Source organism: Lelliottia sp. F153 (assembly GCF_002870005.1).
In the GTDB taxonomy this organism is placed as follows: domain Bacteria; phylum Pseudomonadota; class Gammaproteobacteria; order Enterobacterales; family Enterobacteriaceae; genus Enterobacter; species Enterobacter nimipressuralis.
In genome coordinates, this window is record NZ_PKFT01000003.1 from 365035 (window position 1) to 379636 (window position 14602).

The following is a 14602-nucleotide window of genomic DNA, read 5'->3' on the forward strand; positions in this document are numbered from 1 at the left end:
CTCATGGCCCGGTTGAAATGACCATCTGTGATGGGCTGCCGACCGGCGTGTAGTCCGGTTCGAAGCTTAGCTTGCCATCGGGTGCAACGCGAAAACGGGTGATGTTATCGCTGCGCTGATTCATAACGTACAGCCAGCGGCCCTGCTTATCCAGGGTCAGAGAACGTGGGTAATCGCCACGGGTCCAGACATCCTCCTGATGCACCAGCGTGCCCTCGGCCGTTACCCTAAAGTGCGCGATGCTGTTATGCAAACGGTTCGCGACGTACAGCTGCTGGCCATCAGCGCTCAACGCCAGCCCTGCGGCAAAACTGGTGCCTTTATACTCTTTCGGCAGGGAAGAGATCGTTTTGCCCTCTTTCAGCGTGCCGGTGGCCTGATCCAGAGCATACCAGGTCAGGGTCGAGGACTCTTCGTTGATCAGCCACAGGCCATCGCCTTTCGGCGTAAAGACAAAATGGCGCGGCCCGGCACCTTTAGACGAGGCGTTGATAAACGGCGGCTCGTTTGGGGTGAGCTTTCCGCGTTGAGTGTCAAAACGGTACTGATAGATCCGATCCAGACCGAGATCCGTCGAAAAAACATATTTCCCGCTCGGATCGGCGGCGATCATATGGGCGTGAGGACCGTTATGATCGCTTACGGCAAAGCTGCCTTCGACAGCCGCTTCCGGTTTCGCCGCACCGGGTTCGCCCTGATCCTGATGGGTGTCCGTCGCCTCTCCCAGACTGCCGTCAGCCTTCACGGGCAGCACCGCAATCGAGCCGCTGACATAGTTCGCCACCAGCAGATGACGCCCCTCTGGCGTCAGAGAAACATAGACAGGTCCCGCCCCGCCGGACGCCACCTGATTCAGCTCGGTCAGTTCACCGCTTGCCCCGATGCGTAACGCCTGAATCACCCCTTTCTCCGTTTCGCTCGCCAGATAGAGGGTTTTGCCCTCGTGCGAAACCGTAAGCTGCGCCGCGTTGGGTAACTGGCTCACGAGGGTTTTCTCCCCGAGCGCACCATTGTTAGGATCGACCGTAAAACGGTACAGCCCTTCGCCGTTAGGGTTGTAGGTGCCGACCCAGGCGTACTGGGGTTGTGCGACGGCGGCGGTGGCAAGCAGGGAGAGTGAAGCGACGAGCAGGTGATGGGTATGCATGGCGGCTCCTGGTGTTGTGCGGTTTGATGCTCTCACCCGACCCTCTCCGAAGGGAGAGGGTTCAGGCGCGGCGAGAACTACTTGACCAACTTCTTCGTCATTTCCAGCAGCGTGCGCACGTCCTCAGGACGGGTATCGCCGCTGGCTTTGTCGATAATCGAGCTATAAATATGCGGAATGATTTTGCTCACTCCTGCATCGAGGGCGATCTGCAGGATCTCCTCGAAGTTTTCCAGATCGATACCGCCGGTTGGCTCCAGCCAGAAATCGTGGCGGGCACAGGCTTCAGCAACGGCCTGGTATTCGTCACGGCATTTCAGACCGCCCATCGGGAAGTATTTGATGGAGCTGCCGCCGAAATCTTTCAGCAGGGCAATCGCCGTATCAACCGGGACGATACCGTCCGGTGCCGCGCTGCTCAGCGGGCCGGTGGAGATTTTGACCATTCCGACGGTTCCCGTTGGCGAGACCAGACCGTTAACCACCGACGCATTCTGCCCCAGCAGTGCGCGGCTGGTCGCCACACCGGTGAACACCTGGTTGACGTGCTGCGGCTGCACCTGGCGAGAGATTTCGCTGACCATCGCCGACTGGTTCGGATCGCCCGCCCCGAGTCCAACGGAGAGAGCGTTGTCGATCAGCGCTGCATACTCGCGCATATCAGCGACGGCACTCGCCACATCAGGATAGTTTTTGGAGAGCACGCCCACCAGCACATGGCCTTCTGCGGCTTCATAGATCGCGCTGGCGTTGGCTTTGGAACCGGCCAGCACGTTCAGGCACACGCGGTCACGATAAAAATTGGGGGTCAGTTTCATGCTTGTTTCTCCTGGCTTAAGACTTCGCGGATGCGGCGATAAACAATGTTCAGCTGATCGGCGCTGACGCTGCGCACATCCGCTTCGATAATCCCTTCGTTGGCCTTGTAGCCACGGAAATAGATCGCGTATTCGCCCTGCTTGAGCTGACTGACCAGCTCGCCGGTGCCCACGCCGGTGGTGGCTTCATCGAATTTAATTTCGGTACGAGCGATATCGCGGCCAGCGCTGTCCCATACCACGCGGGCCGTGACGCCGTTAAGCGTATTCAGCGCATCGATAAAGGGCGTCATCTTCGCCACCATCTCTGCCCCGCTCTCTTTGGTCGCCGTCAGATAATGTTCGATGGCGCAGGTCAGGCCCAGAATCCCCTCTTTGCCCACTTTCATCGCGCGGCCAATACCCGCGGTCTGGCGTTTGACCCACTCAACGTACTGGGTTTTGCCAATCACCAGGCCGCTGGTTGGCCCTTCGATCGCTTTCGCCCCGCTGTAAATCACCAGATCCGCGCCGGAACGATAGTAGGTATGAAGATCTTCTTCGGCCGCCGCATCGACGATCAGCGGCAGATCGTGTTTTCGCGCGACCACCGCGGCCTGCTCAACGCTGAGCATACTTTTCTGCACGCAGTGGTGCGATTTGATGTAGAGGATCGCCGCAGTGCGCGGGGTGATCGCCGCCGCCAGCTGATCGGCGGAGCACTCGTTGGCGTAACCGGCTTCCACCAGTTTACCGCCACCGAGCGCAACCATGGTACCGACCGGTGCGCCAAAGTTGACGTTGTGGCCTTTCGGCAGCACGATTTCGTTGTTCTCAATCGGCGTAACGTGCAGGTTTTCCAGCAGCCAGTCGCTGTCCTTGACCAGCACCGCGGCTACGGATTGGGCAATCCCTGCTGACGCGCACGAGACCACCGTCGCCCCTTCCACGTCCAGCAGCTTCGCGATGTACTCTCCGGTTTTATTCACCAGATCTTTCATTTCGAAATACTGGTTCATGCCGTCCATCGCCGCCTGCACCACTTCCGGGCGCGGCGTCGACACGCCCAGCGCGGTCATGCGGCCTGAGGTGTTAATCACCTGTTTTAAATTGTATTTCTCATAAATCGAAGGCATTTTCCGTACTCCCTTGTTCGGTCATATAGCCCTTGCCCGCGCGGATCGCGGCAAGCGGCACCAGAATATGTTCAGCCTGCAGGCTGTCGTTTTCCGCATCCACCAGCAGCGTGGGCTGGCGTTTAACGGTGAACAGCGTCAGATCGGCATCCAGACCCGGCTGAATGCGGCCTTTATGGGCCAGACGCAGGCCATCGGCGGCGTTCGCGGTGACGCACTCGATCACCTGCGGAAGCGACATGCCGATTGCGAGAAATTTCGACATCACGCTCGCCAGGCTACCCACCGGGCCGTTGATACGGTTGCGGCAGTAAATGTCCGAGCTGATGGTGTGCGGCAGAATGCCCATCGCGATGGCGCGTTTCGCCACTTCAAAGTTAAAGCTTGCGGTACCGTGGCCCACGTCCAGTCGCACGCCGCGCTTGAGCGCACGGGTGACGGAGGCGCGCAGTTCGCCCTCTGGCGTCAGAATGCGGTTCGGTTTGCCGTTATAGCAGTGGGTGATGATGTCGCCGGAACTGAGCAGTTCGGCAATCTCGTCGAGATTCGGCGGATTGTTACCGATGTGGACCATCAGCGGCAGATCGCCGTTCTCTTTCTGAATCGCTTTTGCGCGCTCCAGCGGTGTGATGCCGTTTTCGCCGACCACGCTGCTGCTCATGCGCGCTTTCAGGCCGACGATGAAATCCGGGTGACGTGCAACGGCCTGTTTCACCGCATCGGCGTCGATATTGGCCATGTTCGCCAGTTCGTTCTGGGCGATCAGCCCCACGCGGGAGATGTTCAGCAGGGCAAAAACCTCCGTTGAGGCTTTGCGGGTAATTTCGTAGAAGTCGTCCACGTCATCTGCGCCGGTACTGCCCGCGTCCACCACCGAGGTCACGCCCGTGGCGATGCCGACGCTGTCTGGCTCATCATGGTAGATCGGGGAATTGGGATAGCAGTGAACGTGGGAGTCAATCCAGCCGGCGCTGACAAAGACTTCGCCGTTCAGCTCGACGGTTTTGTGTGCGGGAGTGGAAATCTCGCCCAGCGCTGCGATTTTACCGTCCTGGATGGCGATATCGGTCAGGGTATCGTCGGTCAGGCGCGCACGGCGCAGGAGTAAATCAAACATGCGTATCTCCTGAAAGGACGGGCGCGTAAGCGCCCGTGGGAGTTAAAGGGCCACCGGGAACAGCGAACCTAAAATCATGGCGCCGAGGATCGCGCCGCCGGTAATCGGCTTCTGCCAGAGGTAAAACAGCAGCGCGCCGACCAGCGAACCGATACCAATCGGAATAGAGGCGGTCATGGCGCTGAGAATAATCAACGGCCCGAGGAAGCGGCCAGAGGCGTTACCCGCCCCCATCATCACGTCAGCCCCGTAGGTGGAGTTGCTCTGATTGATGGTGAATTTACGCGCCAGAATGATCACGTAACCAATCGCCAGACCAATCACCAGGCCGGTCGCCAGCGAGGCAATAAAGTTGGTCACCGGGAACATGATCCCCGCGCCCAGCAGCAGCGCCGGAACGCCGAGGCCCACGCCGGTCTGAATCGCACCGCCGATATCCAGGATCCCCACCAGGGAGCCTTCAATGATACGGGCGAACAGGAAGCTTGCGCCGAACGCGGCGACCGCACCGTAAACACCGGTGTCGATACCCGCTTTCAGCATCGCAACGAAAGCCACTTCGTTAAACGCGCCGATGCCGTACAGGTAGTACATGTGCGTCCCGGCGAAGACGCCGGAAGAGAGCAGGCCAACGAAGATCGGGAACGACCAGTCGGCATACCAAAAACCTTTATTCTGTTCCATGTCGAGGCTCCTGTTATTTGCCGCTGAGCGAGCTGTGGATCAGATCGAGCCAGTTCGGCACGGTCAGATGGAAGGATTCGATCATCTTCATGTCGAAGCCGCGGAAGAAGCCGCTCAGAACGAACAGCAGCACGATGGCGACCATCATCACTTTGGTGACGTGGTTCCAGCCGCTCTCTTCAACGCCCTTACCGATCAGAATGCCCAGCACCAGACCCGGTACGGCGTTCCCCATAATCAGCTGCGCTGCGCCGCCAAACACGGTCGCCCAGAAGCCCGATTTTTTGCCCGCATCGATAGCCGCCAGCCAGAAAATCACAGGCATCACGGTGTTCACCAGCAGGTTCGCTGCCGGAACCAGCACCTTCACGGCGGTGACCTGCAGGGCAGCGGGAACGGACGAGGCGGTGAGGTTCAGGAAGGTGACCACGAACATGCCGATGATGCCGCAGGCAATCGCCATTTTGCGTGGGTCGTGCAGTGTTTCGCCCACGTTGCGGTTTTTCAGCATCAGCGCCGCCGCACCCCAGTTCGGGATGATGCGATGGTCAACGTCTTGAGTGAATGCCCCCGCAGCCACTGACGATGCCCAGGCGTTAAAGAAGAACCCCAGACCAAAGGAGAAGTGAGACGCTGGGTCCCCTTCACAGGAGTTCAGTTCCCCCAACGTACGAAACGCGCCCATACCCTGTGTGGTAGGCGCATGAAACATGCGTGCAGCCCCGGCGCCCACGCCGACGCCAACCAGGCCGCCGATGATGAGCGATTTTATTAAAATTATCAGGAACATTAGTCTGCCCTATTAGTAAGAATCAGCGTTGCGTGACAAAGTCCACCTTGTCGAGATTGATGGCGGTCACGTTGACGGTCACATCCAGCTCCACGCTGTAGGTGCGTCTTTCCCGGCGCAAAAAGAAGTACAGAAAAGCTTCCTTACGCACCGCTTCTTGCGCCTGAACAACCTGCACATCCTGTGGCTCAATACGCAGTAAGATATGCGGCGATGCTTTCATCACCGCGGCCTGAACGTGGTTTAGCGCGTCGGCAAAGGCGCGGGATTTCATCTCGCCTTTGCCTTTCACTCTCACCGTGGTGGTGAATTGCTCTTTCATGCTCAGGCGCCGTGCTTCTTCTGCCACGCCTGAACCAGACGCTCGCCCAGCTCTTCTTTATCCATAAAGCCGAAGCCCAGCACGTTGCAGCCTTCGTTAATGGCAGTGACGCCCTCTTCCACTGAACGCATGCCGTATTTCGCTTTGTAGCCATATTTGGTCTGCGCGGTGATTGCACCCGCGCCGCCGCTGCCGCAGAAAGAGATGCCGAAAGTGGCGTTTTCCGCTTTCATGACGTCGCCCAGTTTCATGTCTGCCGCCACGCCTGGCACGACAACCGCACGTCCGCCTGCTTTTTCAACGCCGATAGCCACTTTCTGGCCTTTGCCCAGACGATCGCCAATCACAACAGTAATTTGTTCCATGGTAGTGCTCCTTAAAGGTTGTCTTTCGCGACTTCGAAGTGAACGGAGAGCAGCCAGGCTTCTTCATCAGGAAGGTTGCCAAACTGCGCGACCACTTCGCGGGCAAGCCGCATTGAATCTGCAGAAATTTCGTCAAACAGGTCAGCTTCTACGTCCGGCAGCGGTTCGCCGGTCACGGACCGGTGCGCCATTGCGCGAACGTGGGACGTCAGCATCTGAACCTGGACGTCATTGGGAATGATGTTGTGATGGCGAAGCAGAGTGAATACCTGCTCCAGCATGGTGTCGGCGAGCTGTGCCGTCTGCGCTGCCTGTTCCCCAACGTCGTTCATTACCGCTCCGTTAATCACTCGTCTTACCCCGTTAATGGCTCTGGGATAAAACTAACGCTGTCGGTTATTTGTTTGTAGCGAGTTGTTTTCCACTTCGAAGTGGAAAGGAGAGCGGCACCAGTGATCTGTGCCACATAATTGCGGTGAATATGAATTATCAGCTGGATTTGCGTGATGAATGTCACGCTATTCGGTGGTCAAACGGCAGGAAAGAGAACGAAAAAGTTTACGAGCAGGCTCGTAGAAATGTGAACTGAATAAGGTTTTCTTATGGGGATTCGGTAAAGTGCGCGTGGGTGCTTGAGACTGACCGTCTCATGCATGGGACGGAAAGTGGAAAGCCCCTATCTGAATTTAAATCAGGGTCGGGGCTGGAACAACACGTCTTACCACGTGAAGTAATGCCTTACCCGCTGCCAAGGAGGCATCCATGAAGCAGCAGAAACCGATTATCAGGGCTCTGATGATTGTTGCTTTGACAATAATCATCTTATCTCTGATAAACCGCAAAACGCTTTGCGAAATCCGTTTTCGTCAGGGTTCGCTAGAGTTAGTTGCGCGGATGGACTGCCGCTCCTGGAAGTAAGGAGCTAAATGCGGAGGCAGGGATTATGCCTCCGCTTCACGAGGATGGGCGTACAGCTCAGGCACCCAATTAACGGTACTTTTTGTGGTACTCATTGCGGGTGGTGACAAAGCCGTCAGCCGCGGCCTGTGCCTCTTTGACTTTACCTTCGTTGGCCAGCTTCAGCGCACCGTCGATCTGGCCGACCAGCACGTCAAAACCGTGGCGGAAATCTTTCATCTCGGCGCTGTCGGGAGCTGCGTTTTCCAGCTTCGGCGGCGTCGCTTTTTGCGCGTCGAGCGCGGCGGCGCGCATTTTGGTTAATGCGTCTTTCATTTCCGTCGCATTATCCGTTTTTTGCACCACTTTCAGATTGGTGCTGAGGGTATCCATATTGTCTTCAAGATCGGCGGAGAAGGCAGCCGAACTCATGACCAGCGTTGAAGCGACGACGACGGCTAACAGGCTCTTATACATTGCTCACATCCTTTTTTATTATGAAAAAAGTCATACCTGTCGCATTCGGGGTGCAGGCACGCGCGTACTCAACGCACCTGCTGCCCGAAGCAGGACGGGTATTACTGACCGGCGATTTTCATCTCCGGCAACAGCACTGAACCACACTGTATATTGCTGCGCGTTTCAATATCGTTACCGACCGTAACAATATTGCGCCACATATCTTTTAAGTTGCCGGCGATGGTAATTTCGCTCACCGGATACTGAATTTCACCGTTTTCAACCCAGAACCCCGCCGCACCGCGCGAGTAGTCCCCGGTAATACCGCTCACACCCTGGCCCATCAGCTCGGTGACCACCAGACCGGTGCCCATCTGCTTCAGCATTTGTTCAAAGCTCAGCCCCTGGCCTTCGATGCGCCAGTTGTGGATACCGCCCGCGTGACCGGTGCTTTTCAGCCCCAGCTTGCGTGCAGAGTAGTTGGTCAGTAGCCACTGCGTCAGCACGCCGTCTTTGATGATATCGCGACGCTCCGTGCGCACGCCTTCGCTGTCGAACGGCGTGGACGCCAGCCCTTTCAGCAGGTGCGGATGCTCTTCGATGGTCAGCCATTCTGGCAGGATTTGCGTGCCGAGCGCGTCGAGCAGAAAGGTGGATTTGCGATACACCGCGCCACCTGCAATCGCACCAACCAGATGACCAAACAGGCCGGTTGCCACTTCATTGGCAAAAATCACGGGGGCTTTCATGGTGGAGAGTTTACGCGGCGACAAACGGGAAAGGGTGCGTTTTGCGCACTCTTCGCCGACCCACTCCGGCGACTGCAAATCGCCCATCGCGCGGCCAATGGTGTAGGCGTAATCACGCTCCATGTCACCGTTCTCTTCCGCAATCACGCAGCTGGAGAGCGAATGGCGCGTCGAGCAGTAGCCCTGCAGCATGCCGTGGCTGTTGCCGAATACTTTGATGCCGTAGTGGCTGTTGAAGCTGCCGCCTTCGGTATTCGTGATGCGTTTATCTGTTTTCAGAGAAGCTTGCTCTGCGCGGGCAGCGAACTCGATGGCTTCGTCCGGCGTCACTTCAGCCGGATGGAACAGGTCGAGATCCGGCGCTTCAAACGCCAGCAGCTCTTTATCCGCCACGCCTGCGTAAGGGTCCGGCGAGGTGTAGCGCGCAATATCCAGCGCCGCCTGCACGGTGCGGGCGATCGCATCCGGGCTTAAATCCGTCGAAGAGGCGCTGCCTTTGCGATTCTGGTGATAAACCGTAATCCCCAGCGCGCCGTCACTGTTAAATTCAACGTTTTCCACTTCGCCAAAGCGGGTGCTGACGCTAATGCCCGTGGTCTTGCTGACCGCCACTTCGGCGCCATCGGATTGGCCTGATGCCAGCATCAGTGCGGTGGATACCGCTTCTTCAAGAATCTTACGCTGCGCTTCAACTTGTGAGGTTACTTTCATCGCAAATGCCATACTGTAAGAGGGAGTTATCTGAAGTCTAACAGAGAACCGTTTTTCAGTGCGCGTCTTAACTGGTAACATTAGCCTCTTTTTTAAGGAGCCTGACATGACTAAGCAGCCCGAAGACTGGCTCGACGACGTTCCCGGTGATGACATCGAAGACGAAGATGATGAAATCATCTGGGTCAGTAAAAGTGAAATTAAACGCGACGCCGAAGAGTTAAAGCAACTTGGTGCGGAAATGGTAGAGCTGGGTAAAAACGCGCTGGATAAACTCCCGCTCGACCCGGATCTGCGCGGAGCCATTGAACTGGCCCAACGAATCAAAAAAGAAGGCCGTCGCCGTCAGCTGCAGCTGATCGGTAAAATGCTGCGCCAGCGCGATGTAGAACCGATTCGCCAGGCGCTGGACAAGCTGAAGAACCGCCACAACCAGCAGGTTGCGCTGTTCCATAAGCTGGAACAGATCCGCGACCGCCTGGTCGACAATGGCGACGACGCAGTCGCAGAAGTGTTGAACCTGTGGCCGGACGCCGACCGTCAGCAGTTACGTTCGCTTATCCGTAACGCGAAGAAAGAGAAAGAAGGGAATAAACCGCCGAAATCTGCGCGCCTGATTTTCCAGTATCTGCGCGAGCTGGCTGAGAACGAAGGTTAAATTTTTGCCGGATAACGCTGCACTTATCCGGCCTACGTCCCCGTAGGCCGGACAGCGGTTACTCTACTGCTCTACCGCTTCGGCTTTCTTCGCCAGACCATCCAGCAGTTTCTGATGTATCCCACCAAAACCGCCGTTACTCATCACCAGAATGTGATCGCCCGGCTGTGCCGTTTTCACGATCATATCGGCCAGCGTGTCTACGTCCGCATGCCAGTGCGCAGGCTGCACACAGGCTTCAGCAACTTCCGCGACCTGCCACGGAATATGCTGCGGTTGCAGCAGGAAGACTTCATCCGCACGGCCTAACGACGGCGCGAGATCGTCTTTGCAGATCCCCATTTTCATGGTGTTCGAGCGTGGTTCCAGCACCGCCAAAATACGCGCCGTACCGCCCACTTTGCCGCGCAGGGCAGCCAGCGTAGCGAGGATTGCCGTGGGGTGATGGGCGAAATCGTCGTACACGGTCACGCCGTTGGCTTCGCCGCGCAGTTCGAGACGACGACGGGCGTTGATGAACGAATTCAGCGCATTCGCGGCGTCGGCAGGCAGCACGCCTACGTGACGCGCGGCGGCAATCGCCATCAAACCGTTATGCATGTTGTGTTCGCCGACCAGCTCCCACTTCACCTCACCCACTTTCTCACCGTCCAGCAGCACTTCCCATTCGGAAGCGTCGGTCGTCAGCTTTTTCGCCTGCCAGTGGCCCTGCTCGCCCACCAGCTCCTGCTCGCTCCAGCAGCCCATCGCCATCGTCTGTTTCAGATTGATGTCGTTTTCCGGATAAATGATGCGGCCCTGCCCCGGCACGATACGCACCAGGTGATGGAACTGTTTCTGAATGGCTTTCAGATCGTCAAAGATATCCGCGTGATCGAACTCAAGGTTGTTGAGGATCAGCGTGCGCGGGCAGTAATGCACGAATTTGGAACGCTTATCAAAGAACGCGCAGTCGTATTCGTCCGCTTCAATCACAAAAAACGGGCTGTCGCCCAGACGCGCGGAGACGTCGAAATTCCCCGGTACGCCGCCGATCACAAAGCCCGGCTTGTAGCCGCAAGCTTCTAAGATCCAGGTCGCCATACCGGCGGTGGTGGTTTTGCCGTGCGTACCGGCAACGGCCAGCACCCAGCGATCGCGCAGTACGAAATCATGCAGCCACTCAGGGCCGGACATGAATGGAATGTTGCGTTCCAGCACCGCTTCCACACACGGATTACCACGGGTCATGGCGTTGCCGATAATCACCAGGTCAGGCTCAGAATCGAGCTGACTGGCGTCATATCCTGAAATCAGGTCGATACCCTGCTTCTCAAGCAACGTGCTCATCGGCGGATACACATTGGCGTCCGAACCTGTCACCTCATGGCCTAAAGAGCGCGCCAGCATCGCCAGTCCGCCCATGAATGTGCCACAAATCCCCAATATATGAATGCGCATACGTCACTATCCCTCTTCTGTGTGGCGCACATTTTACTCACATGTCAGCGCCAGAGAAACGCATTTCAGGTAAATCCGTATTTTGCTGGCGCGATTCACCTCTGCGCTAATATTTGAATGTTTGTTAAGATTGTTGGACTTCAAGCTTTATACGCAACATACGATCGCTTTACTCACATACGATGCAGGGAAAGTGTTATGAAAACGTTAGGTGAATTTATTGTCGAAAAGCAGCACGAGTTCTCTCATGCTACCGGTGAGCTCACTGCTTTGCTGTCGGCAATAAAGCTCGGCGCGAAGATCATCCACCGCGATATCAACAAGGCCGGTCTGGTCGATATCCTGGGTGCCAGCGGTGCCGAAAACGTGCAGGGCGAGGTTCAGCAGAAGCTCGATCTGTTCGCGAATGAAAAACTCAAAGCTGCACTGCGTGCACGCGACATCGTCGCAGGGATCGCCTCCGAAGAAGAAGATGAAATCGTTGTTTTCGAAGGCTGCGAGCATGCTAAATATGTCGTTCTGATGGACCCGCTGGATGGCTCCTCAAACATCGACGTTAACGTTTCTGTCGGCACGATTTTCTCTATCTATCGCCGCGTGACCCCGGTCGGTACGCCGGTCACCGAAGAAGATTTCCTCCAGCCGGGCAGCAAGCAGGTCGCGGCCGGGTATGTGGTTTACGGCTCTTCCACCATGCTGGTTTACACCACCGGCTGCGGCGTTCACGCCTTTACATACGATCCGTCACTGGGCGTGTTCTGCCTGTGCCAGGAGCGTATGCGTTACCCTGCGAGTGGCAGCACCTACTCCATCAACGAAGGTAACTACATCAAATTCCCGAACGGCGTGAAGAAATACATCAAGTTCTGCCAGGAAGAAGATAAGTTAACCCAACGCCCCTACACCTCGCGCTACATCGGCTCTCTGGTGGCGGATTTCCACCGCAACCTGCTGAAAGGCGGCATCTATCTCTATCCAAGCACCGCCAGCCACCCGGAAGGGAAACTGCGCCTGCTGTACGAATGCAACCCAATGGCGTTCCTGGCCGAACAGGCCGGCGGCAAGGCGAGCGACGGTAAAGAGCGCATTCTGGATATCATCCCGGAAAGCCTGCATCAGCGCCGCTCGTTCTTTGTTGGCAACGATCATATGGTCGAAGACGTTGAGCGTCTGATCCGCGAATACCCGGACGCATAACGTTTTTAACATGGGGAGCGTTGCTCCCCCTTTTTTCATTTATATATTTTACCGTATAAATGAATATAAAAATGGCGCTTTAATCTTCCCGCTCTCTCGCGCATTATTCTGAACAGTTAACTATTTATTCAGAGGAGCGCCCGTCGCGATGCAAAATTATTCTCGTGCAAACACCGGTATTGATTTAAACCTCATTCCCGTTTTTATTGAGATTGTCCGATGCGGCAGCATGGCGAAAGCCTCTGTGCGTCTTGAGATGTCCCGCCCCGCCGTGAGCCTGGCGTTGAAGCGTTTTAATCAACTTTTTGACGAGCCATTATTTATTCGTAAAGGCTTATATCTTGAGCCAACGCCAAAAGCGTTAGAATTGACAAATTCGCTGGAAAATTTAATGGCTGATATTCATGAAAATATTGGCGCGGTGAATACTGCGGAAGCGTAAACCCTGACGCATTATACGCCAGGGTCTATTATTATCAGGCCGTTTGCGCCGACAGTTTAAACGATGACATCGCTTCAATCAGTTCGCGCGACTGCTCTTCAAGGGAACGCGTCGCGGCGGAAGATTGTTGTACCAGCGCGGCATTTTGCTGCGCTGTCTCATCCATCTGATTGACTGCAATATTCACCTGCTCAATACCTCGACTCTGCTCAAGCGACGCGTTGGCGATCTCCCGCATCAGTTTGGTCATGCGCAGCACTTCCGTTGCAATCTCATCCATCGTCTCACCGGCCTGTTGCGCCAGCTCGCTCCCTTCGCTGACGTGAGTCTGCGAATCGCTGATGAGAGTGCGGATCTCTTTCGCCGCATCGGCGCTTCGGCTGGCGAGATTACGCACTTCCCCGGCCACCACCGCAAACCCACGTCCCTGCTCGCCCGCACGCGCCGCTTCCACCGAGGCGTTAAGCGCCAGGATGTTGGTCTGGAAGGCGATGCCGTCAATCACACTCAGAATGTCGGCGATGCGCGCAGAGCTGCCTGAGATATCGCGCATTTTTTCAATCACATAGCACACCATTTCGCTGCCGTGATCGGCGGTATCCGAGACGCGTTTCGCCAGCTGATGCGCCTGCTCGGCGTTATCGGCGTTTTGCTTCACGGTGGCAGTGATCTCTTCCATGCTGGCCGCCGTTTGCTCAAGGGAGGTTGCCGTGGATTCCGTGCGCTGGGCCAGATCCAGGTTACCTGCCGTCAGTTCCCGGCTGCCCGTGTCAATCTGCGAGCTGGCATCACGCACGCGCATGACGGAGCCCATCAGCGACTGGCGCATCTCTTCGATGGCCGCATTCAGGCGGTTAAACTCCTGACTGGTCGGCGCGTTCAGGCTGTGAGTCAGATCGCCCGCCGCCACATGTTCAAGCTGGGCGATAGAAGCCAGAAGCGGCTTGAGCAGCATATGGCGCAGGGACAGCCACGCCAGCACGATGATCCCGGCGGTCAGCAGCGCGGCGATCACGATCAGCAGCATCACCCGGTTTTTGCTCGACTGCACCGCTTTCACTTCCGATTTCCCGCGCTTTTCGCTCCACGACTGGAACGCCTGCATATCGTTATCAAACTGGCGCGCGACCGGAATCAGCTTGTTCTCCAGCAGATCGTAATAGGCATCGGCGCTTTGCTGGTTAAGGGCAGCCACCATCGGGGTGATCCCTTCGGCGTTATAGGTGGCAAAACTCGCCGCCACCTTATCCAGCAGTTGCTGCCCTTTCGGATTATCAATGCCGCCGTCGATCACCCCTTTCAGCGTTTTTTGCGCCTGGGCAACTTCGCGATTGATGTTCTGCACGGATTTGGCGGCATCATCCAGCATGCCGATCTCCATCAGCCGAACGGCCTGACCCGCCTCATTGCGCGCACGCAAAATCAGCGTGTAACCCGCGTTGAGCTGCACCATCTGTTCACCCTGAAGGTGATTGATTCGCTGTAAAGAAGAGGAACTCTGTGTGAGGGCATAAATGCCAATGCCGCTGACAATCAGCAGCAGAAGGGTCATAACGGCCAGTAACGAAAGCAAGCCGGTACGAATCGATAGCGTTTTCAGCATGATGTTATTTCCGGTAGCGAGATATTTCTGGACAGAAATAAAGGTTATCGACCGCTACCGGAAAAAGTTTACACTTTAAGCAAATTCA

At 56.5% G+C, this 14602-nt stretch carries 17 protein-coding genes; 4 read left to right on the plus strand and 13 right to left on the minus strand.

What is annotated here, in order from left to right:
- Nucleotide 1 precedes the first annotated feature (1 nt).
- The 9 genes from F153LOC_RS11400 to F153LOC_RS11440 all read right to left on the minus strand — a co-directional run bounded on the left by F153LOC_RS11400 (nucleotide 2) and on the right by F153LOC_RS11440 (nucleotide 6708).
- A complete protein-coding gene (locus F153LOC_RS11400) occupies nucleotides 2-1147 on the minus strand; it encodes a lactonase family protein (protein WP_102104475.1) in 1146 nt (381 codons plus the stop codon).
- A 77-nt stretch (nucleotides 1148-1224) separates the two neighbouring features.
- Complete coding sequence (locus tag F153LOC_RS11405; protein WP_102104474.1) at nucleotides 1225-1965, minus strand: KDGP aldolase family protein; 741 nt, start codon at nucleotides 1963-1965, stop codon at nucleotides 1225-1227.
- Nucleotides 1962-3080, minus strand: coding sequence for a DgaE family pyridoxal phosphate-dependent ammonia lyase (locus F153LOC_RS11410; RefSeq protein ID WP_100777832.1), 1119 nt, complete (start codon nucleotides 3078-3080; stop codon nucleotides 1962-1964). Before F153LOC_RS11410 ends, F153LOC_RS11405 begins: the two co-directional genes overlap by 4 nt.
- On the minus strand, nucleotides 3064-4197 hold the full coding sequence (locus F153LOC_RS11415) for an amidohydrolase/deacetylase family metallohydrolase (RefSeq protein ID WP_102104473.1): 1134 nt from the start codon (nucleotides 4195-4197) through the stop codon (nucleotides 3064-3066). The genes F153LOC_RS11410 and F153LOC_RS11415 overlap by 17 nt, the downstream gene beginning before the upstream one ends.
- Nucleotides 4198-4239: 42 nt before the next feature.
- Nucleotides 4240-4881, minus strand: a complete 642-nt coding sequence (locus F153LOC_RS11420; protein ID WP_095280544.1) for a DUF4310 family protein — start codon at nucleotides 4879-4881, stop codon at nucleotides 4240-4242.
- 13 nt (nucleotides 4882-4894) lie between these two features.
- A complete protein-coding gene (locus F153LOC_RS11425) occupies nucleotides 4895-5671 on the minus strand; it encodes a DUF4311 domain-containing protein (protein ID WP_095280543.1) in 777 nt (258 codons plus the stop codon).
- A 22-nt stretch (nucleotides 5672-5693) separates the two neighbouring features.
- Nucleotides 5694-5993 (minus strand): DUF4312 family protein, encoded by a 300-nt coding sequence (locus F153LOC_RS11430; RefSeq protein WP_100777834.1) that lies wholly within the window; start codon nucleotides 5991-5993, stop codon nucleotides 5694-5696.
- A 2-nt stretch (nucleotides 5994-5995) separates the two neighbouring features.
- A complete protein-coding gene (locus F153LOC_RS11435) occupies nucleotides 5996-6358 on the minus strand; it encodes an SFCGS family glycine-rich protein (protein WP_100777835.1) in 363 nt (120 codons plus the stop codon).
- Nucleotides 6359-6369: 11 nt separating this feature from the next.
- Nucleotides 6370-6708, minus strand: a complete 339-nt coding sequence (locus F153LOC_RS11440) for a glycine dehydrogenase (protein WP_100777836.1) — start codon at nucleotides 6706-6708, stop codon at nucleotides 6370-6372.
- A 412-nt stretch (nucleotides 6709-7120) separates the two neighbouring features.
- Between F153LOC_RS11440 and F153LOC_RS11445 the strand changes: the two genes are divergently transcribed.
- Nucleotides 7121-7276: a Hok/Gef family protein gene (locus F153LOC_RS11445; protein WP_100777837.1), complete on the plus strand. Its 156-nt coding sequence runs from the start codon at nucleotides 7121-7123 to the stop codon at nucleotides 7274-7276.
- A 69-nt stretch (nucleotides 7277-7345) separates the two neighbouring features.
- Here F153LOC_RS11445 and cybC read toward each other — a convergent pair whose 3' ends face one another.
- A complete protein-coding gene (gene cybC / locus F153LOC_RS11450; RefSeq protein ID WP_100777838.1) occupies nucleotides 7346-7732 on the minus strand; it encodes a cytochrome b562 in 387 nt (128 codons plus the stop codon).
- 101 nt (nucleotides 7733-7833) lie between these two features.
- The gene (pmbA, locus tag F153LOC_RS11455; protein ID WP_102104472.1) at nucleotides 7834-9186 is read right to left on the minus strand and encodes a metalloprotease PmbA; all 1353 of its coding nucleotides are present in this window, start codon (nucleotides 9184-9186) and stop codon (nucleotides 7834-7836) included.
- Between the two features lie 94 nt (nucleotides 9187-9280).
- Between pmbA and yjgA the strand changes: the two genes are divergently transcribed.
- Nucleotides 9281-9832, plus strand: a complete 552-nt coding sequence (yjgA, locus tag F153LOC_RS11460; protein WP_095280536.1) for a ribosome biogenesis factor YjgA — start codon at nucleotides 9281-9283, stop codon at nucleotides 9830-9832.
- A gap of 63 nt (nucleotides 9833-9895) precedes the next feature.
- Here the strand turns inward: yjgA and mpl are convergent, their stop codons facing one another.
- Nucleotides 9896-11272: a UDP-N-acetylmuramate:L-alanyl-gamma-D-glutamyl-meso-diaminopimelate ligase gene (gene mpl / locus F153LOC_RS11465; RefSeq protein ID WP_102104471.1), complete on the minus strand. Its 1377-nt coding sequence runs from the start codon at nucleotides 11270-11272 to the stop codon at nucleotides 9896-9898.
- 198 nt (nucleotides 11273-11470) lie between these two features.
- Between mpl and fbp the strand changes: the two genes are divergently transcribed.
- Complete coding sequence (gene fbp, locus F153LOC_RS11470; RefSeq protein ID WP_100777841.1) at nucleotides 11471-12469, plus strand: class 1 fructose-bisphosphatase; 999 nt, start codon at nucleotides 11471-11473, stop codon at nucleotides 12467-12469.
- A gap of 148 nt (nucleotides 12470-12617) precedes the next feature.
- Nucleotides 12618-12911: a LysR family transcriptional regulator gene (locus F153LOC_RS11475; protein WP_100777842.1), complete on the plus strand. Its 294-nt coding sequence runs from the start codon at nucleotides 12618-12620 to the stop codon at nucleotides 12909-12911.
- Nucleotides 12912-12945: 34 nt separating this feature from the next.
- Here the strand turns inward: F153LOC_RS11475 and F153LOC_RS11480 are convergent, their stop codons facing one another.
- Complete coding sequence (locus tag F153LOC_RS11480) at nucleotides 12946-14514, minus strand: methyl-accepting chemotaxis protein (protein ID WP_102104470.1); 1569 nt, start codon at nucleotides 14512-14514, stop codon at nucleotides 12946-12948.
- Nucleotides 14515-14602: the final 88 nt, after the last annotated feature.